The organism is Corynebacterium sp. KPL1814 (genome assembly GCF_000478175.1).
Lineage (GTDB): Bacteria > Actinomycetota > Actinomycetes > Mycobacteriales > Mycobacteriaceae > Corynebacterium.
In genome coordinates this window covers 598,813-616,147 of record NZ_KI515774.1, presented here as the reverse complement: position 1 = coordinate 616,147, position 17,335 = coordinate 598,813, and the positions used below count along the sequence as shown (strand labels likewise).

Genomic DNA, 17,335 nt, shown 5'->3' with positions numbered 1-17,335 from the left:
GTGTCTTCTTGACGTCGTGTTCTTTTAGCCCTGCTTACCCAACTGGGCTAGGGCCGCGCGCAGCAAGGTTGACGTATCCGCCGCAGGGGCTTCGGCATATGCCGCCTCCACCACGGGGCGGGCCGCCTTCTCAGTAAATCCTAGGCCCAGGAGGGCTTCGGTGACACTATCGACAACTGGGTCACCGCCGCTTGCTGCCGCCGGCGCCGCATCAGCCGTTGGAGCTCCAGCAAAGCGCTTTACCTTATCTTTTAGCTCCAGGGTAAGGCGTTGGGCCATCCGCTTGCCGACGCCCGGAATAGACTGCAGCGCCTTCACATCCTCCCCGCCAATGGCTGCGGCAAGCTCTTCTGCGCCCATGACGGACAACGCAGCTAGGGCGAGTTTGGGCCCCAAGCCGGACACGGATTGCAGCACCTGAAACATCTCGCGGTCGTCATCGCTGGTAAAGCCGTATAGGGTTAACGCATCTTCCTTGACCACCAAGGTAGTAAGCACAAAGGCAGTTTCTCCGCGGCGCAGGGTTCCCAACGTCTTTGCGGTAGCCAAGAACTTATAGCCCACCCCGCCGCATTCAATAACGCCGTGGTCTAAACCAATGTGGAGGACTTCTCCCCGCAATGCCGCAATCATTTTCTACCGTACCTTCCTACCTGTGTGCGCTTTCAACATGACCTAATAATGAACAAACTTAACCTGTGGGGTGTGGCGAGCTAAGGCTGAACACCCTTCCCCCGCCCGCGGACACCACTGGTCTTTGCGCCAAGCCCTAAACCAGTACTATCCATCCTGACGATCGCTGGCGCCCGCCAGCAATGGCAGACAGCCAGCGCCAATGCGTCCGCTGCGTCCGCCGGCTTGGGCGGCTCCGTAAGCCCCAAGATACGAGTAATCATCGTCGTCATTTGTTTCTTATCTGCGCGCCCATTGCCAGAAATGGCCTTTTTTACTTCGGACGGTGTGTACATATACACCGGAATATCCCGCTCGGCAGCCGCGAGCACGAGGACTCCTACGACGTGCGCAGTCTGCATGACGGTCGAGACCTGGCCGCGTTCGAAGACGCGCTCTATAGCAACCACGTCGGGCGAATAATCGTCCATCCATTCCTTGGCCGCAACGGACAGCCGCAGGAGCCGCTCGGTCAAATCTTTATCACTCGGGGTCCGCACCACGCCAACGGAGACAGGAAGAATTGCGCGCCCGCGGCCAGCTTGAACTACGGACAGGCCACAGCGAGTTAGCCCAGGGTCGATGCCCATCACGCGCATGCCTTCGATATTCACACCCGCCCACTCCCTGTTCCGCGGCCTCGTCGTTCCTAGTCTTAATTCCCCATTATGTCTTACACACACATGTTCTACAACACGGCGCAACTTTTAGGCTGTCCCAATAAAAACACAACAACGCTCGGCACCGGAATCTCCGCATGCGCGAAGAGCCGCCACCGAGCTAGTGCCTCCAATATGTGCAGTATTCTTACTCTGCGTTGAGTTCTGCTAGCACCTCATCGGAGAGGTCCATATTGGTATATACGTTCTGGACGTCGTCGGATTCTTCCAAAACATCGATGAGGCGGAAGATCTTCTTGGCGTCATTGGCCTCGAGAGGAACCTCGACGGAGGCACGGAAATCGTTATCGGAGTCATCAACCTCGATGTCTGCTTCCTTGAGGGCCTCCTTGACGGCCTGCACATCCGTGGGGGCGCAGATGATCTCAAATTTCTCGCCCTGGTCTTTAACCTCTTCAGCGCCAGCATCGAGGACTGCCATCAAGACATCATCCTCACTCAGCTCACCCTTTTCCACCAAGACATAACCGGTGCGGGAGAACATATAAGCAACCGAGCCGGATTCGCCCAGGTTACCGCCATTCTTGCTCATCGCGGTGCGGACATCGGTAGCCGCGCGGTTGCGGTTATCGGTCAAGCATTCAATCAGCATTGCGACACCGTTGGGGCCATAACCCTCGTACATGATGGTCTCCCAGTCGGCACCACCGGCTTCTTCACCAGAGCCGCGCTTGCGGGCGCGTTCGATGTTGTCATTGGGGACGGAGGCCTTTTTGGCCTTCTTAATCATGTCATCGAGCGTTGGGTTGGCCGCAGGATCACCACCGCCGGTTCGCGCCGCCACTTCAATGTTCTTAATGAGCTTGGCAAATTCCTTGCCGCGCTTAGCGTCATTGGCAGCCTTCTTGTGCTTGGTAGTTGCCCATTTTGAGTGGCCTGACATTAAGTCCCTTTCTAATTGGGTTCTAAATCTGTTGACAATTATACGTGCCCTGCACGAACTGGGAAAAGCGCCCCCATGATACGGACGCGTCGCTAGACGTTATGCCAATTGCCGTGCGCAGAACCGCTTCCTAAGTTTTCATCAAGGAACCGAGTCAAGCCTTCTTGATTGATCAATGCAACGAGTTCACCCTGCTCATTGAATAATTTACCGCGCGCGATGGCCGTTCCTTGCGCCGCTGTGGGCGATACCTGCTCATAGAGCAACCACTCATCCACGCGAAATGGGCGAAGAAACCACACCGCATGGTCAAGGCTTGCCAATTGCACCTTATCCCCTTGGTGCGGAATGAGCGCCGCCCGAATAAGGGTCATATCAGACATATACGTCAGGGCAGCGCGGTGGAAAGCGGGGTCACTCCCAAGCTCGCCCGTATTGCGGAACCAAATATGGCGATATCCGGCACCTGTCACCTCCGCGGCGGCATCATCGCGGCCCTCATCGGGCACTAAACGGATATCCCAATCGGTCCACTCCTTCAAAATAATCCGGGTGGAATACGGCGCCCCACCGCCACGGCGAGCGGCTTCATCGGGGCTTAATACCTGCGGTGCCACGTCCTGATGCTCGGGTCCTGCATCACCTTCGCGGTGGAAACTAGCCAGCATAATAAAGACGAGGCGGCCATCCTGGATGACCCGAACCTGCCGGCTAGCAAAGGAACGACCATCGCGCAGCCTTTCTACCTGCAGCTCCAGCGGCTTTTTCGTATCACCTGGGCCAACGAAATAACCGTGGAGGGAATGCACCTGCTTCCCCTCCACCGTCTTTTGCGCCGCGGTAAGCGCCTGCGCGGCAACTTGCCCGCCGAAGGTGCGCTCAATCTGCGAGGGGATCGCTGGGCCAGAAAAGACATCCGTATCTTGGGTGCCTTCTAATGCCAAAACCTCAGAAATGGTGCCCACAGTCATCCTTTCTTGTGCGCCTACTATGCGCTACATCACGTAAGTCTTCGTCTGCCTTGCCACCCTACTCCCCGGGGCAGCCCAACCCCGGTGACGAGAAACCTGATTCGAACTACTCAACGACCAAATTTTTCCCTAGAATCTTTTGGGTGAAAAGATTCGCGACAGTTCCTGCGGTATGGGTGGGCTGGGTTCTCGCCCGCTTGGTTTTGGTCTATTTTTTGAAGCTCGACCACAGCGCACGCGGCGATGTTGCCTATTATTTCGCCGGCCTTTTTGGCACTGATCCCACGCAGATGACCGAATACCCCCACGCGGGCACGTGGCCCACCATCATCTTAAGTTGGTTCACCGGTGGAGACCGCGGCGTGTTCTACATTGGCTTTACCATCATGACGCTGCTTGTCGATGCCACCTTCCTCGCCCTCCTGCTGCGCCACCACGAACGCAATAAGCGCGTTTTTCTCGCCGGTTGGTTCTGGGTCTTTTTTGGCACGGCTGCAGGCCACGTCTTTGTGTGGCGCCTCGATATTTTTCCTGCCGTCGTCGTCGCTGGGGCCGCAGCGCTCCTTATTTCTCATCCCAAGACCGGCGCCGCCCTATTAGGCTTCGCCACCACCATGAAGCTCTGGCCAGGCGTCCTCGCAGCTGGACTGGTCGGGCGCTTTAATAGCACCAATTCCTGGCTGCGCTTGGCGTCCTTTTTCGGCTCGGTTGCCGCCCTTTCAGCATTGACAGTTGTCACCTCCGGCATGGACCGTCTGCTTTCCCCACTGAACTATCAGGGGGTACGCGGACTCCAACTTGAATCCATTCCGGCGACAAACCTGCTGTTACAGGCACACCTGAACCCAGGTAAGTGGCATTTGGGATATGCCCCGTCCAAGAGCTTTGAAATTTCAGGTCCGGGCGTCGATACCGCCATCATGTGGAGCTCCATCGCGACGGCCGGGATGCTGGTATTCGCCTTGAGCTGGGCGCTGTACCGTTTCTTCGCCGGAGGGTGGACCGCGCGAACCACCGTCGCCTTCTTCACCCTTATGGTGCTGCTCCTCATAGCAACCAATAAAGTATTTTCTCCCCAGTACATCATTTGGCTCGGACCGCTATTCGCTGTGGTAGTACGCCAAAAGCTCCCCGCCGGGTTTATACCCATCAAGATCTGTCAGGGCCTCCTCGCTGTATGTGCAGTTGCAGCCGCCGCGCTTGGCACCTACGTCTACCCGTTCCACTATGACTTCGTGTGGAAGTACGTGGGCGAAAACCTGACTCCGGTCTACGTACTCGTCGCCCGCAATATGCTCATCCTCGTAGCGGTGCTCTTTGCACTTATATGGTTCATCCTTGAGGTAAGCCTGTCACGCCGCATAGAAAAGGCCATCGTGGCAGCAGGCGGCTCGGAAACGAGCGCGGAAGCCGGCGCAGAGAACGCGTCCTCGCCGAATACGGGGCGAATTAACGTGCCTGGCTCCGACGCCCCTACCGAGTCTGAAGCGAGCACCGATGCCACTACGCAGACACCCCGCAGCTAAATTCTTAATCCGCCAGCATGTAGTCGAAGTACTCCGGTAATTTAGCGGTTCCGCCGAGGTGGAAGAAGCGCACTGCGGGCCGCAGGCGCAGCGCGCGCGTATCGCTAACTGCCTCGTTATAGAAGCGATGCGCCAATTGGATGCGGCCTTCCGCATCCGCCAAGGCGGCCGGGCGCTGGCCTACCGGAAAATCGCGCACAATGGCGGCCGAAAGCTCGCGCTCTACCATGGTGCGGGCTTGAAAATGCCCTTGCGAAAGCTCGGTGGATTCGGCCCTTTGCGCCAAGGCCGCAAGTTCCGGGGAAACTGCCGCCGTTACCGCCGCGCGCCGGTCCAACGCCGCCTGCAGTTGCGCCAGCGCAGCATCGGTGCGGATGTGCAGGAAATTTAGCCGCTGCGCTGTGAAAATGGCCCACGATCCCACAAGAATGAGAATAAGCAGCGCGATGGTTATTTCTATCGCCATCATCGCTTCACCCTCACCTTCGTGCCATCTTGCACCGTTTCATAAACCTGCATGACCGCCGCGGCAACATGGTCCCAGTCATACATCTGGGCGCGCTGCACGCCATTGCGCACCAATCGCCGCCGGTAGTCGCCATCATCCAAAACTTGGTTGAGCACACGTGCCAAATCGGTGGCATTGCCAGTGCGGAATAGCGCTCCCGCAGGCTCTTCCGATTCCGCGTTGCAGACCGCCCGAAAGGCCTCCAGATCCGAAGCCACGACGGCGGCACCGGCGGCCATGGCTTCTACCAACACGATGCCAAAGCTTTCCCCGCCCGTATTGGGCGCCACGTAGACATCGGCCCGGCCCAAGATTTGTGCCTTTTCTGCGTCGCTGACGCGCCCGACAAAATCCACGCCCTCGACCTCGCGGGCACGGCCGCCACCCATAATGGTGACGCGAATATTCGTGTTGACCTGACGCAAAGCGGCCAACAGAATATCCAGGCCCTTCCGCGGCTCGTCGAGGCGGCCGAGAAAAACGACCTCGAGTGGGGCATCGGCAAGCGCGGGCTGGCTTTTCTTGCGCGCTAAAGCGTAGACGGAGGTATCGACGCCATTGGGAATCAGGACAGGATCGCCGCCCAATTGCTCCACCTGCCAGCGCCGCGCCATATCCGATACCGCGATGCCGCCGCGAATCTTTTCCAAAAAGGGCACGAGGAGCGGCTTTGCCAGGGTCAGGATGAGGGAATTGGCCGCCGAGGCGTGGTACGTCGCCACCATGGGGCCGTGCGCCACGGCCAAGGCGGTCATGGAAAAACTCGGGGAATTGGGCTCGTGGATATGCAGGACATCAAAATCACCGTCCTGAATGAAGCGCTTGACCTTGCGGGTTACCTTTGGCCCCACCGACAAGCGCGCAACGGAGCCGTTATACGCAATCGGGAAGGCCGGGCCGCCCTTGACCACGAAATCCGGTAGCGGTGTGGTCTCTGCGGCAGGACCAAGAACCTGGACAAAGTGACCTTGTTCTATAAAAACGGTGGCCAGGTCGAGGATGTGGGCCTGCACGCCACCAGGTTCATCAAAAGAATACGGGCAAATAATACCGATGCGCATTAACTGGAACGTTCCTTTCGCGCTTGCCGGCGCCGCTCCACGTCCTCGTTCCATTGCGGCTGCAGCATGTGCCAGTCTTCGGGGTGGTGCTGGATATTAGCCGCAAACCCATCCGCCATCCGCTGGGTGGTCTCCTTAATATCGGTAACCTGAACTTCTGGAGACACCGACAACCCCCAGCCATCGCCTTCAAACCACGAGTGCACCACGTGGAGTGCCGCGCCGGTCTCAATGGCTAGCTGTGCGGGACCTGCCGCCATATTGGCTTCCTCGCCCATGAAATCTACCGTGATACCGCGGCGGGTAATATCGCGTTCCGCCAATAAGCAGACCACCCCGCCCTCCTGCAGGGCTTCCTTCAGGCGTGCAAAGGGCGTGGCCGCCCCACCGGTAAGCGGCAGGACCTCAAACCCCAGTTCCTCGCGGTAATCCACGAAGGCATCAAATAACACCTCCGGCTTTAACCGCTCCGCCACGGTGGTAAATTGCCCGTAATGTCCCACCAAGAAGACCCCAGCCATATCCCAGTTGCCGGAGTGCGGCAGCGCCAGGATGACGCCCCGTCCAGACTGCGCGGAGGCGTCGAAGTGCTCGAGTCCTTCTAGTCCGCTCATGAGGCGCTCGTGCAGCTGGGGATCCGCGTGAATCGCGGGCAGGCGAAACGCCTCCATCCAATAGCGCATATATGAACGCATGGAATCGCGCACCAATTCGCGCGTGACATTTTCTGCCCCCACCACGCGGGTAAGGTTTCGCCGCAGGCCGTCCATGCCCCGCCCGTGGTCGCTCGCGAAATCCGCCACCCACCGGAAGATGGTGCCCGCTAGGGACACGGGCAGCCGGCGAACTACCTTCCAGCCCGCCAAATACCCGGCCGCTGCTACATCTTCTTTATCCCACATGGTGCCGGATCCTCCAGAATAGTTTGTGCGCAAACCACGAACTAGCCGGAATGATAGCCCCCGCTGCGCCCACGGTCGCTAATTTTATATCCCAGCATCCTGGCGCGCTGCAATGGCAATGCGCTGATACACGGTAAAGATTGAGCCGACCGCCAAGATCCACAGCGATACCGCTGCGGCGTAATCTACACCCAAGCCCTCAAGGCCGATGCCGCCCAACGCGAGAATGAGGCGCTCAGGGCGCTCAATAAGGCCACCGACCATGGTGAAACCGGAGGCCTCTCCCCTAGCCTTGATATAGGAAATGACCTGGGAGCACACCAAGGTAATGAGGCAGGCCGCCACTGTCCATTTGGACGCGTCTGCGGTATAAACCAGCCACCACGCGATGGCGCAGAACAACGCGCCATCGGTAATGCGGTCACAGCTCGCGTCCAGTGTGGCACCAAAGGCGCTCGATTTGCCGGTCAGTCGGGCCATGGTGCCATCGAGCATGTCAAAGGCGGCAAAGAGGCCGGATAGTACGGCGGCGATAAAGAGGTGGCCGGTAGGAATGAGGATCACCGAAATAGCGATGGTCACAATCGTGCCTACAACCGTGACCACGTTGGGTGTTAGCCCCAACTTTAAAAAGGTCTTGGCTATAGGTTCCACCACCACGGCGGCGGGCTTTCGCCCATGCACGCTAAGCACGCGAGTCCTCCTCTTCCATGTCACGCCACCCCTCTGCCAAGACACGACGGGTGTCTTGCAGTAGTTGCGGTAATACCTTAGTCCCATCGAGGACAGTCATAAAGTTACTATCCCCGGGCCACCTTGGCACCACATGCAAATGCAGGTGGTCTCCCACCGAGCCGCCGGACGCGCGCCCCAAGTTAAAGCCCACATTAATGGCCTCTGGCTGTGATACACGCTTGAGCACCCGCACGGCCTTTTGGGCAAAGGCCATGAGCTCGTGGGATTCCTCCTCGGTGAGGTTTTCCAGCTCGGATTCCTTGCGGTATGGCACCACCATGAGGTGGCCGGCGTTATAGGGGAACAGGTTGAGCAGCGCATATACCGTCTTGCCGCGCGCGATGATCAGCCCATCCTCATCGCTACCCTTGGGCGCTTCCACGAAGGGATCCTCGGACCGCTGCGCGATATAAGCCATCCGGTACGGCGCCCACAGTCGCTCCAACCGGTCCGGCTCACCGGCACCGGTATAGACGAATGTCTCCTCGCTATGTCCCTTTTGCGGATTAGCGCCGGGCACGAATGAGCTCTTCTGTCGGCTGTTCGTTAATGCGCTCTGCCACCCACGTGGAAATGAGCTCAACGGCCTCATCGACGGGCACGCCGTTGACCTGCGTGCCATCCAAGAAGCGGAAGGACACCGCACCGGCTTCCACATCGCGAGCACCGGCGACCAACATGAAGGGCACCTTGCCCGTCGTGTGGTTGCGAATCTTCTTCTGCATGCGGTCATCGGAGGTATCCACGTCCGCGCGAATGCCCTTGACGCGCAGCTTGGCGGCAACGTCTTCCAGATGCGGGACGAAGTCATCGGCTACCGGAATGCCCATGACCTGGTGCGGTGCCAACCACGCTGGGAAGGCGCCCGCGTAGTGCTCAAGGAGCACACCGAAGAAGCGCTCGATGGAGCCGAAGAGGGCCCGGTGAATCATGATCGGGCGCTTCTTCGTGCCATCGGAGGCGGTGTATTCCAGCTCAAAGCGCTCGGGCAGGTTGAAGTCCAGCTGCACCGTGGACATCTGCCAGGTACGTCCGATGGCATCGCGAGCTTGGACGGAAATCTTTGGCCCGTAGAACGCGGCACCCTCGGGGTCAGGAACGAGCTCAAGACCGGACTTTTCTGCCACGGACTGCAAGATCGTGTTCGAGCGCTCCCAAATCTCATCGGAGCCGACAAATTTGTTGGGGTCCTTGGTGGAAAGCTCCAAGTAGAAATCGGAGAGGCCGTAATCCTCAAGCAGCGAAATGATGAAGTCCAGAACCTGGGTAAGCTCTTCTTCCAGCTGCTCTTCGGTGCAGTAAATGTGGGCATCGTCCTGGGTAAAGCCGCGCGCACGGGTCAGGCCATGCACCACGCCGGACTTTTCGTAGCGGTAGACCGTACCGAATTCAAAAAGGCGCAGCGGAAGCTCACGGTAGGAACGGCCGCGGGATGCAAAGATCAGGTTGTGCATCGGGCAGTTCATCGGCTTGGCGTAGTAGTCCTGCGGCTCCTTGACCGTATTTCCCTCGGCGTCATACTCGCCATCGAGCTGCATCGGCGGGAACATGCCATCGGAGTAGAAATCAAGGTGGCCGGATTTACGGAAGAGGTCGCCCTTGGTGATGTGCGGGGTATTGACAAAGGAGTAGCCCGCCTGCACGTGGCGGTTGCGGGAGTGGTTTTCCATCTCCATGCGTACGGTCGCGCCATTGGGGTGGAATACGGGGAAACCGGAACCAATCTCATCCGGGAAGGAGAAGAGATCTAATTCTTGGCCCAGGCGGCGGTGATCGCGCTTTTCTGCCTCTTCCACCATGGTCTGGTAGGCGGCCAATGCGTCCTTGGACTCGAAGGCGGTGCCGTAGATGCGCTGCAGGCCAGCGTTAGCCTGGTCGCCGCGCCAGTAGGCGGCGGACGAACGGGTCAGGGCAAAGGCTGGGATGTATTTCGTGGTGGGAACGTGCGGGCCGCGGCACAGGTCAAACCATTCCACCTCATTGGTGCGCGGGTTCACGTTGTCATAGTGCGTCAGATCGCCGGCACCCACCTCGGCGGCCTCATCGGAGTCCGGGTCCACATTGCCCTTGTCCTGGATAAGCTCCAGCTTGAAGGGCTCATCCTGCAAGGCCTGCTCGGCCTCTGCCGTGGACGCATAGGTGTGACGCTCGAAGCGCTGGCCGCCCTTGATGATCTTCTTCATCCGCTTTTCCAGGGCCTTGAGATCCTCCGGAGTGAAGGGCTCAGCGGTCTGGAAATCGAAGTAGAAGCCGTTCTCAATGGATGGGCCAATGCCCAGCTTGGTGCCGGGGAATTCAGCTTGCACGGCCTGGGCCATGACGTGGGCGCAGGAGTGGCGAATGACGGCGCGGCCATCTTCCTCACAGGCGGCTACCGGGACAAACGTCGATTCCTCATCTGGGGTGTGCGAGAGGTCAAAAAGAGTACCGTCCACGCCGCGGACTACCACGACGGCCTCTGGGCCCTTATTAGGCAGGGCCAGCTCGCGGAGGACCGCGCCAACCGCTTGCCCGGCCGGCACGGTGAAGGATTCGTAATTTACCGGTGCTGCGGGAATAAGTTCCGCCATATTCGCGCTCCTTTTTGCGCTCGCGCAGATACGGCATACCTGGCCGCATCCACTAGTTAAATTTACGGATCGTCATTCTACAGGCCAGCATGCGTGCAAAGCGATTCCGCCCACCACGTTTCTTTACCATCGCCGCCTTTGGTTCCCGGCGGGCAGAAATACATCGCCGAACCGATGTGGGTGAGCCACTCATTCAGCAGGTCCGCCTCATCAAGCCGCGCCTGGATGGGTTCGAATTGCTTGGTGGGATCCTGCTGGTAGCAGATGAAGATTTGGCCAATATTGGATAGTTGGCCATCCTTGCCATCCGGCGGCAATTCGTAGTTATAGGGCCGGCGCAAGATCTTTTGCTCCGGGTGGTCCTTCGGCGCAGTCGCGCGCGCCATGTGGGAGTTCTTATCGATGACCGGCAGGCCATACTCATCCGTGGCCTTAAAGTCCGCCTCATCGAATTCCTTATCACCCGTAAGCGGTGCCCCGTTTTCCAGCTTGCGCCCCACCGCATTTTCGCGGGAAGGCCGATCCAGCTTTTCCCAGGTATCGAGGTTCATGCGGATGCGGCGCACTACCATGGCCGCACCACCCTGCTGCCACTTTGGTCCGTCCTCGATCCAGACCTGGTCGGCGAATTCTTCGTCGCCGTGCGGGTTAACGGTGCCATCTTTTTGGCCAAACATATTGCGCGCGGTTTCGCCCTTTTCGTGGCTGCCATAGGCATTAATAAAGCCCTGCTGCAGCCAGTTAACTTCGGCATAATGCTCGCCTGAGCGCACCATATGCCGCAGGGCGTAGGTATTCATCAGGGGGTCATCGCTGCAGATTTGCAGGACGATGTCGGTCTGGCCCCACTTGTCTTCTAATTGGTCGCGGGAATAGGCGCGGACATCGCCAAGCCACTCCGGCTTATCTACGTCCAGCAGCGAGAAAATGCGCTCACCCAGCCCACACGTGATGGTGAGGTTCGCCGGCTGGCGCACCATTTCTGGCTCCAAAGTTCCCAACGGGGGCTGGCCCGTACACAGCGCACGGGCATCCTCGGTCCACAACTTCATCAGGCGGGCAAAGCCTTGCTTGCCGATGCCCCCTTTGAGATCAAAGCCCACCAAGTTCAGGTGCGCTTGCTCCGGTGTGTCAATGCCGGCCTGGTGTGGGCCGTCGAAAGCCACGGTGGCATCGGCAAGCGGAGTGTTCTCCTCCGCTTCAGCGTTTGGTGTTGATCTATCCGTGTTGCACCCCACCAGCGCAATGGCGCTGGTAGACACTGCAGCGCCAGTGAGAAATCCCCTTCTGCTGAATCCCGTCATGATTAGTGCGTGTGGTTTTCTTTCTCGTCGTCCTTGCCGGAGTGATCGTGGCCGGAGTGATCGTGGTCCATGCCGTCCATGTCGCCATAGTCCTCATCGCCGGCACCCATGGTCCGGGACTGGATGGGACCTAAGTCCATCTCGTCGCCGCCAGACAAGGTCACCTTGAGCTCAAGGGAATCGCCAGGCATGATGCCTTCCTTCATTCCCATCAGCATGAAGTGGTCGCCACCTGGCGCAAGTTCATGGCTCTCGCCGGCCTTGATGACCAAGGGGCTGGACTTTTCGCGCATCTGACCATCGACGGTCTCGTGAATCTGGTTCATCTCTGCGTCCAGGTTCGTGGAGAAACCAGTGATCTCGATGTCTTCATCCGAGTGATTGACCAAGGTGCCGAAGATGGCGGTCATATCCTTGTCTTCGTTCGCGCGTACGACGGCGTCCTCGAAGGTCAGGTCCTTATCCGCCGCCGCGGTGGATTCACTGGTTTCTGCAGTTGAAGAAGCAGCCGAAGTCGACTCTGAGTTATTGGAATCGTTTTCGTTATCCGGGGAGCAACCAGCGAGAACTAGGGCGCTGAGGGATACGCCAGCAATCAGGTGGGAAATTTTATTAGTCATTATTTGTGACCTTTCGAGTCATTTCGACGGGTTTTTGCAATCAACAAAGCGAGCACGGCCGCTATGGCCAGCACACCGCCCACTCCCAGGATGATTTTCACCGAGGTGGGCATATCGCTCGAAGAATCTGCAGCTCCATCTGCATCTGCAGCGTCGGTGGAAGAAGCCCCATCGCTGTCCTCACCTTTCACCGTAAATGAGACTCCACCGCGTGTGGCGTGGCCATCCGAGGAGGTGATGTTGTATCCCACCTGGTAGTTTCCTGGGCCGGGGTCGACATCATCTGGAGTCGTGATCGTGAGATCGCGTTCATCTAGCTCCGGCTCCTGGCTAAAGATCTGTTCGCCAGTGTCCTTATTGGTCACGGCAAAGGTGTTGAACTGGTCCTTTGGGATACCGGAAAACTCCAGGGTGATTTCCGCAGGAAACTCCTCGAGCTGGTCGCCCTCCTTTACGGTTCCGCCCACGACGGAATCGTGCGCCAGTGCTACAGGTGCGGATCCGCCCACGATAAGCGCGGTAGCTCCCACCGCCACTGCCGTGCGGCGCAACCAAGGTACGCGATGGCTCATTTTCAGCTCCTTCAGTTCTGAATTTTGCGTGTGCATGCAAAGACATCCTAATCCCAACGAATGTCTTGGTGACAATCGTGGTCATCAATGTGTCTCTTCAATAGTCGGTAACCGTATCTCCATAGTTCCGCACTGAAGCGAAAAAGTCTGCGATCTCCATCACTTCAGAAGTGTGGGGTGTGCCGGATACAAAAAAGCCGCCTTGGTGACAAGGCGGCGTGAATGGAGCGGATGACGAGACTCGAACTCGCGACCCTCACCTTGGCAAGGTGATGCGCTACCAACTGCGCTACATCCGCAGGTGAATCAAGAGATTCACCAAGGGGCATCAGATGACCCTCGTGCGCGATACTGGGATTGAACCAGTGACCTCTTCCGTGTCAGGGAAGCGCTCTCCCACTGAGCTAATCGCGCCCAATGCCCGAAGGCATTAAAACGTTGAGGTGGAAACGGGAATCGAACCCGTGTGCACGGTTTTGCAGACCGTTGCCTCACCACTCGGCCATTCCACCGTGGCGATACCGCCTCACACAATACAGTGCTGGAGCGGATGACGAGACTCGAACTCGCGACCCTCACCTTGGCAAGGTGATGCGCTACCAACTGCGCTACATCCGCATGCGAAACCAGGCCCGGTTTCTAGGACAAAGTCCTTGTGCGCGATACTGGGATTGAACCAGTGACCTCTTCCGTGTCAGGGAAGCGCTCTCCCACTGAGCTAATCGCGCGCTATTCATTTAGTTCCACTTTCCTTTGTGATGCAACACCCTTTAGAAAAGCGTGGAGCGGATGACGAGACTCGAACTCGCGACCCTCACCTTGGCAAGGTGATGCGCTACCAACTGCGCTACATCCGCATCGCGCCGCAGTGCTTAATGCTTCGCGGTGCGTGAACAAACATTATCGTGCTCCCTGTCAGTTTCCAAATCCCCAGCCCAGCACCCCTATTGCGCGGCACACATCACCCATTTCTCCGCACTGTGAATTGCAGCGTTGTCATTTACCCTGCACGTACACCTTCCCGGGGATGCAGACGTTTAACCCCACCGGTCACGCCCGCCATCCAGCCAATTAGGAAAATGGAATGCACCGGGTGTAAATTTATCCCCCGCAAGGTCCTATAGCTCAGTGGGAGAGCGTTCCGTTCACACCGGAAAGGTCACTGGTTCAATCCCAGTTAGGACCACCACCGCCCACTTAAGCTTAATTTCCTTCGCTTAGGTGGGCTTTCCCATTCAAGTGGGCTTTTGTCTTATCTGAGTAAAGTGTCCACCCGTGTTGTGGATACTTTTGGGAATTCTTGCTGGACTCGTCTTACCGATACAAACGCTGGTCAATACCCGCCTTCGCGCCTCCACCGGCACCCCGTTTTCCTCCTCGATGATTTCCTTTGCCGTAGGAACGATCACCCTGCTCATCGTGGCTACCGCCGTTACCGGCGGGGACTACGGTATTACGCAGGCTTTTGATGAACCACTCTGGATTTGGTTCGGCGGATTGCTGGGTGTTGTCGCACTGACCGGAAATATTCTTCTCTTTCCGCACCTGGGTGCGGTGCAGACTGTGGTCTTGCCCATTGCCGGGCAAGTCATCATGGGGCTTATTGTTGACCACTTTGGTCTCTTCGAGTCGCCTCAGTCTTCTTTGACGGTTGTGCGCGCTATCGGTGCCATTATCGTGCTTACCGGCGTAGTCGCAGTGGTAGCCACCCCAGCGCAGCAACAAGTAATGAAGATTCCGCGACCGCCCTGTGGCTGTGGCGGCTCGCCGGATTTATTTTTGGCTGTTTTACCGCCAGCCAATCCGCCATCAACGGCCACCTAGGCCAGGTGACGGGATCTCCGGTGAGCGCTGCGCTGGTATCTTTTGCCGTCGGCGTTACCGCCTTGGTCATCGTCAATATTGTGTTGCGCTGGCGCCCGCGCATCGAGCGCCCGGAAGGAAAACCCAACCCGTGGTGGATGTGGATAGGCGGTGTATTGGGCGCGCTTTTCATCTTCGGCAACGCCGCCCTCGTTCCGCAGATTGGTACCGGCCTCACCGTAGTTGCCGGCCTGCTTGGTTCAATGCTGGGCTCGCTCATCATTGACCGCGTAAGCGGCGACCCCATTAAGTCCCGCCAGGTGCTGGGCATTGCCCTCCTTTTGACCGGTGTTGTGATTATTCGGCTGGTTTAGGTCCCCAAGCGCATCGTGAGCAGTACCGCCCGGAAGCCATCGGAAATTTGCAAATCTGACTTCTACAAAGCCGGGCTGCGAATGTATAAGTTCACTCATCCATCCCGTTAAAAGAGCATCGACGTGCGCTAAACCGCCTGTCGAAGCCCGCCCGCCCTCTTTCGTTGTTAACTGTGTCGCTTAAAAGAGCTCAAAATTCGAGACTATGCCCCAATACTGACCCAGGTTGTGATTGTCTATGCTCCATCTCCTTCTCTATAAATGAGCCGTGACATACACGAAACTGCAAACAGGGCCCTCATCCACAACTTACATAGGAGGACTGAAAAACAATTGCGCTCCAGCGTGTTGTATGTCCGAGCACGGGCAATGAACGAAGACCCATGCTCCTCCAGTTCACAAGGAAAGAAGGCATTTGATGAGGCGCGTGGAGGTTGCCGCCCCATATAACGAGATGAGGAAGAGTTGCCAAACTAAATCGGTTAAACCCAGCTTACAGCTCAAATCTATTGGATTGAATATTTTTAATACGCCGCTCAGAAGGCAATTCTGATTAAACCTAACCTATACATTGCTCATGCCTGCGAGTTAGAGCGGAGAGACTTCGCCAAGGCGCGTTTCTCTGCAAATTTCAAACTTTTATTCCCTCACCCCCAGCCGATCCCCCTATTGTCTTCCAGTTTTGCATCGACTCAAAAACTTTATACAAATAAAAAGCTGCTTGCCTATAGGAAATTCGTACCCTCCGCACCAAGACCAGAACCAAACTCGTTCAACCAAACCCCATAACTAGCAGAGGCAACTCAAACATTAAAGCATCGAGGTTTTGCCACATTTATTTTAGGACCGTCAGATTCCATGAGGGATTAAAGTCCTTCCACCGATGAGCTCCGAATTCAATTACGAGTTGCTACTTGCGGTGGCCAAAGTCACTAGCCTAAATAAAATCGAGTGGACCAAAAGGCCACAAATGGACACGTTTAGATTTTGCAGACTAAAACAACACTTATTGAATTCGTAATAATACCGTGCCAAGCTATTTCGTCGAAGTAATTCGACTACTTCGTACCGATAGCATCGCCAATGGAAAACCGCTAGAAAGTATGAACTAACTCAATGGATTAGGGCACTATTTTGTTATATAAGAAACCGTTTGTAATACACTCAAAAGCGCTGGTGTTCATTAATCAAGCGGTCCAAATAAAGACGGCCCACTATCAGCGAGAGATCCTCAACTAAAGGATCTGAGTAGGTACGATCTTTAAATTCCTCGGCTAGTTCGCGCCTCGCCAAATCTTCGAGTGCTCGAAAAAAGCCCGAAGAAGCCTGCATCGGGCTCTTGGGATTATCAACCAGCCCACGAGGAACACCGGCATTGACTGCCGCTTCGCGCAGCAAGATTTTATCCTTATCCCAGCTAGGACCTTTAACAACTGATGGATGGAGACGGCTAGCCAACTCAACAGCAGTCTTGGTTTGCCAAACTTTAAAATGGGCTTGTCCCGGAGACAAAATGCGTTGGTAAAAATCCGGTATGAAACGTCCTTTCGTGAACTTCGACCGAATGGATTCCGAGACCATTTTCTGCCACTTATATAATGAGTGCTCTTCTTTTGTCAGATACTGCAAATCTCTGCCGCCTAGCAAAAGAGTGTCTGCACCGGCGGAACTCACTATTGGCGCCCCTAGCATACTCCGATCTACCTCTTCGGCGATAGCATGAAGGACTAAACCGGCTCCAATCTCCCACGGTTCTGTAGTTTCAAGCTTCTCAATGACTTCTAAAAGTAACCCGTGGATTTGGTGTAATTCTGGTGAAATAGTTTGATGCTCGACTCCGAAGTACTCGCAAACCGCCCTTGCTACACTCAGTTCAGCGGTAGATTGTTCAGATCCAGCCCAATGCCAAGTAAATGCTTTTAAATGAATTCCAGAAGACGCACCGATAGCGACACTAAGTATCGAATCGATACCTCCTGAGAGCATCATGGCAAGGGGCCGATCTGATACGGTCGATATTTCCTTCAATCTAGTTTCAACATAATTTGATACTTGATCAACCGCGGCATCCAACCGATCTATTTCGAAAGAAAATTTAGGAATTCCGCCATCCAGGTCGGAAACGTAGTCCTCCGTGCTAACCATTAACAATTC

The 17,335-nt window shown here is 56.7% G+C and carries 15 protein-coding genes, 7 tRNA genes and 1 pseudogene; 3 read left to right on the top strand and 20 right to left on the bottom strand.

Annotated features, from left to right (window positions below; all coding sequences use genetic code 11):
• Positions 1-24 precede the first annotated feature (24 nt).
• The 4 genes from ruvA to HMPREF1257_RS02885 all read right to left on the bottom strand — a co-directional run bounded on the left by ruvA (position 25) and on the right by HMPREF1257_RS02885 (position 3,206).
• Positions 25-633, bottom strand: coding sequence for a Holliday junction branch migration protein RuvA (gene ruvA / locus HMPREF1257_RS02900; protein ID WP_023022593.1), 609 nt, complete (start codon positions 631-633; stop codon positions 25-27).
• Between the two features lie 80 nt (positions 634-713).
• Positions 714-1,286, bottom strand: a complete 573-nt coding sequence (gene ruvC, locus HMPREF1257_RS02895) for a crossover junction endodeoxyribonuclease RuvC (protein WP_005283305.1) — start codon at positions 1,284-1,286, stop codon at positions 714-716.
• A gap of 193 nt (positions 1,287-1,479) precedes the next feature.
• Positions 1,480-2,235 (bottom strand): YebC/PmpR family DNA-binding transcriptional regulator, encoded by a 756-nt coding sequence (locus tag HMPREF1257_RS02890; RefSeq protein WP_023022595.1) that lies wholly within the window; start codon positions 2,233-2,235, stop codon positions 1,480-1,482.
• Between the two features lie 92 nt (positions 2,236-2,327).
• Entirely contained in the window at positions 2,328-3,206 is an 879-nt protein-coding gene (locus tag HMPREF1257_RS02885) for an acyl-CoA thioesterase II (protein WP_084529572.1), read from the bottom strand.
• A gap of 143 nt (positions 3,207-3,349) precedes the next feature.
• Here HMPREF1257_RS02885 and HMPREF1257_RS02880 point away from each other — a divergent pair, with 143 nt between their 5' ends.
• Complete coding sequence (locus tag HMPREF1257_RS02880; RefSeq protein ID WP_034659140.1) at positions 3,350-4,732, top strand: membrane protein; 1,383 nt, start codon at positions 3,350-3,352, stop codon at positions 4,730-4,732.
• Positions 4,733-4,736: 4 nt separating this feature from the next.
• Here the strand turns inward: HMPREF1257_RS02880 and HMPREF1257_RS02875 are convergent, their stop codons facing one another.
• The 15 genes from HMPREF1257_RS02875 to HMPREF1257_RS02805 all read right to left on the bottom strand — a co-directional run bounded on the left by HMPREF1257_RS02875 (position 4,737) and on the right by HMPREF1257_RS02805 (position 13,861).
• Positions 4,737-5,198 (bottom strand): hypothetical protein, encoded by a 462-nt coding sequence (locus tag HMPREF1257_RS02875; RefSeq protein WP_034659215.1) that lies wholly within the window; start codon positions 5,196-5,198, stop codon positions 4,737-4,739.
• A complete protein-coding gene (locus tag HMPREF1257_RS02870) occupies positions 5,198-6,301 on the bottom strand; it encodes a glycosyltransferase family 4 protein (protein WP_023022603.1) in 1,104 nt (367 codons plus the stop codon). Before HMPREF1257_RS02870 ends, HMPREF1257_RS02875 begins: the two co-directional genes overlap by 1 nt.
• Complete coding sequence (locus HMPREF1257_RS02865; protein WP_023022605.1) at positions 6,301-7,203, bottom strand: phosphatidylinositol mannoside acyltransferase; 903 nt, start codon at positions 7,201-7,203, stop codon at positions 6,301-6,303. Before HMPREF1257_RS02865 ends, HMPREF1257_RS02870 begins: the two co-directional genes overlap by 1 nt.
• A gap of 84 nt (positions 7,204-7,287) precedes the next feature.
• On the bottom strand, positions 7,288-7,896 hold the full coding sequence (gene pgsA, locus HMPREF1257_RS02860) for a phosphatidylinositol phosphate synthase (protein ID WP_023022606.1): 609 nt from the start codon (positions 7,894-7,896) through the stop codon (positions 7,288-7,290).
• Entirely contained in the window at positions 7,889-8,458 is a 570-nt protein-coding gene (locus HMPREF1257_RS02855) for an HIT domain-containing protein (protein ID WP_023022608.1), read from the bottom strand. Before HMPREF1257_RS02855 ends, pgsA begins: the two co-directional genes overlap by 8 nt.
• The gene (thrS, locus tag HMPREF1257_RS02850) at positions 8,445-10,508 is read right to left on the bottom strand and encodes a threonine--tRNA ligase (protein WP_023022609.1); all 2,064 of its coding nucleotides are present in this window, start codon (positions 10,506-10,508) and stop codon (positions 8,445-8,447) included. Before thrS ends, HMPREF1257_RS02855 begins: the two co-directional genes overlap by 14 nt.
• A gap of 77 nt (positions 10,509-10,585) precedes the next feature.
• Complete coding sequence (locus HMPREF1257_RS02845; protein WP_023022611.1) at positions 10,586-11,812, bottom strand: Dyp-type peroxidase; 1,227 nt, start codon at positions 11,810-11,812, stop codon at positions 10,586-10,588.
• Between the two features lie 2 nt (positions 11,813-11,814).
• On the bottom strand, positions 11,815-12,432 hold the full coding sequence (locus HMPREF1257_RS02840) for a copper chaperone PCu(A)C (protein ID WP_023022613.1): 618 nt from the start codon (positions 12,430-12,432) through the stop codon (positions 11,815-11,817).
• Positions 12,432-13,004 carry a copper resistance protein CopC gene (locus HMPREF1257_RS02835; protein WP_034659214.1) on the bottom strand — a complete coding sequence of 191 codons (573 nt, stop codon included), beginning with the start codon at positions 13,002-13,004 and terminating at the stop codon, positions 12,432-12,434. Before HMPREF1257_RS02835 ends, HMPREF1257_RS02840 begins: the two co-directional genes overlap by 1 nt.
• A 223-nt stretch (positions 13,005-13,227) precedes the next feature.
• Positions 13,228-13,303, bottom strand: a tRNA-Gly gene (locus tag HMPREF1257_RS02830).
• Between the two features lie 43 nt (positions 13,304-13,346).
• Positions 13,347-13,418 (bottom strand) — tRNA-Val (locus HMPREF1257_RS02825).
• Positions 13,419-13,445: 27 nt separating this feature from the next.
• Positions 13,446-13,516: transfer RNA gene (locus tag HMPREF1257_RS02820), tRNA-Cys, on the bottom strand.
• 30 nt (positions 13,517-13,546) lie between these two features.
• A tRNA-Gly gene (locus tag HMPREF1257_RS02815) sits at positions 13,547-13,622 on the bottom strand.
• Between the two features lie 38 nt (positions 13,623-13,660).
• Positions 13,661-13,732: transfer RNA gene (locus tag HMPREF1257_RS02810), tRNA-Val, on the bottom strand.
• A gap of 53 nt (positions 13,733-13,785) precedes the next feature.
• A tRNA-Gly gene (locus tag HMPREF1257_RS02805) sits at positions 13,786-13,861 on the bottom strand.
• Between the two features lie 257 nt (positions 13,862-14,118).
• Between HMPREF1257_RS02805 and HMPREF1257_RS02800 the strand changes: the two genes are divergently transcribed.
• Together HMPREF1257_RS02800 and HMPREF1257_RS02795 are read left to right on the top strand one after the other, a co-directional pair.
• Positions 14,119-14,193 (top strand) — tRNA-Val (locus HMPREF1257_RS02800).
• An 86-nt stretch (positions 14,194-14,279) separates the two neighbouring features.
• A pseudogene (locus HMPREF1257_RS02795) lies at positions 14,280-15,181 on the top strand (DMT family transporter).
• Between the two features lie 1,164 nt (positions 15,182-16,345).
• Here HMPREF1257_RS02795 and HMPREF1257_RS02790 read toward each other — a convergent pair.
• Positions 16,346-17,326: an asparagine synthase-related protein gene (locus HMPREF1257_RS02790; protein WP_023022621.1), complete on the bottom strand. Its 981-nt coding sequence runs from the start codon at positions 17,324-17,326 to the stop codon at positions 16,346-16,348.
• Positions 17,327-17,335: the final 9 nt, after the last annotated feature.

What these genes read in the sequence shown, in the direction of transcription:
- ruvA (WP_023022593.1), bottom strand. Translation starts at nt 633, where the DNA reads ATGATTGCGGCATTGCGGGGAGAAGTCCTCCACATTGGTTTAGACCAC.
- HMPREF1257_RS02890 (WP_023022595.1), bottom strand. Translation starts at nt 2,235, where the DNA reads ATGTCAGGCCACTCAAAATGGGCAACTACCAAGCACAAGAAGGCTGCC.
- HMPREF1257_RS02885 (WP_084529572.1), bottom strand. Translation starts at nt 3,206, where the DNA reads ATGACTGTGGGCACCATTTCTGAGGTTTTGGCATTAGAAGGCACCCAA.
- HMPREF1257_RS02875 (WP_034659215.1), bottom strand. Translation starts at nt 5,198, where the DNA reads ATGGCGATAGAAATAACCATCGCGCTGCTTATTCTCATTCTTGTGGGA.
- HMPREF1257_RS02870 (WP_023022603.1), bottom strand. Translation starts at nt 6,301, where the DNA reads ATGCGCATCGGTATTATTTGCCCGTATTCTTTTGATGAACCTGGTGGC.
- HMPREF1257_RS02865 (WP_023022605.1), bottom strand. Translation starts at nt 7,203, where the DNA reads ATGTGGGATAAAGAAGATGTAGCAGCGGCCGGGTATTTGGCGGGCTGG.
- thrS (WP_023022609.1), bottom strand. Translation starts at nt 10,508, where the DNA reads ATGGCGGAACTTATTCCCGCAGCACCGGTAAATTACGAATCCTTCACC.
- HMPREF1257_RS02845 (WP_023022611.1), bottom strand. Translation starts at nt 11,812, where the DNA reads ATGACGGGATTCAGCAGAAGGGGATTTCTCACTGGCGCTGCAGTGTCT.
- HMPREF1257_RS02840 (WP_023022613.1), bottom strand. Translation starts at nt 12,432, where the DNA reads ATGACTAATAAAATTTCCCACCTGATTGCTGGCGTATCCCTCAGCGCC.
- HMPREF1257_RS02835 (WP_034659214.1), bottom strand. Translation starts at nt 13,004, where the DNA reads ATGAGCCATCGCGTACCTTGGTTGCGCCGCACGGCAGTGGCGGTGGGA.
- HMPREF1257_RS02790 (WP_023022621.1), bottom strand. Translation starts at nt 17,326, where the DNA reads ATGGTTAGCACGGAGGACTACGTTTCCGACCTGGATGGCGGAATTCCT.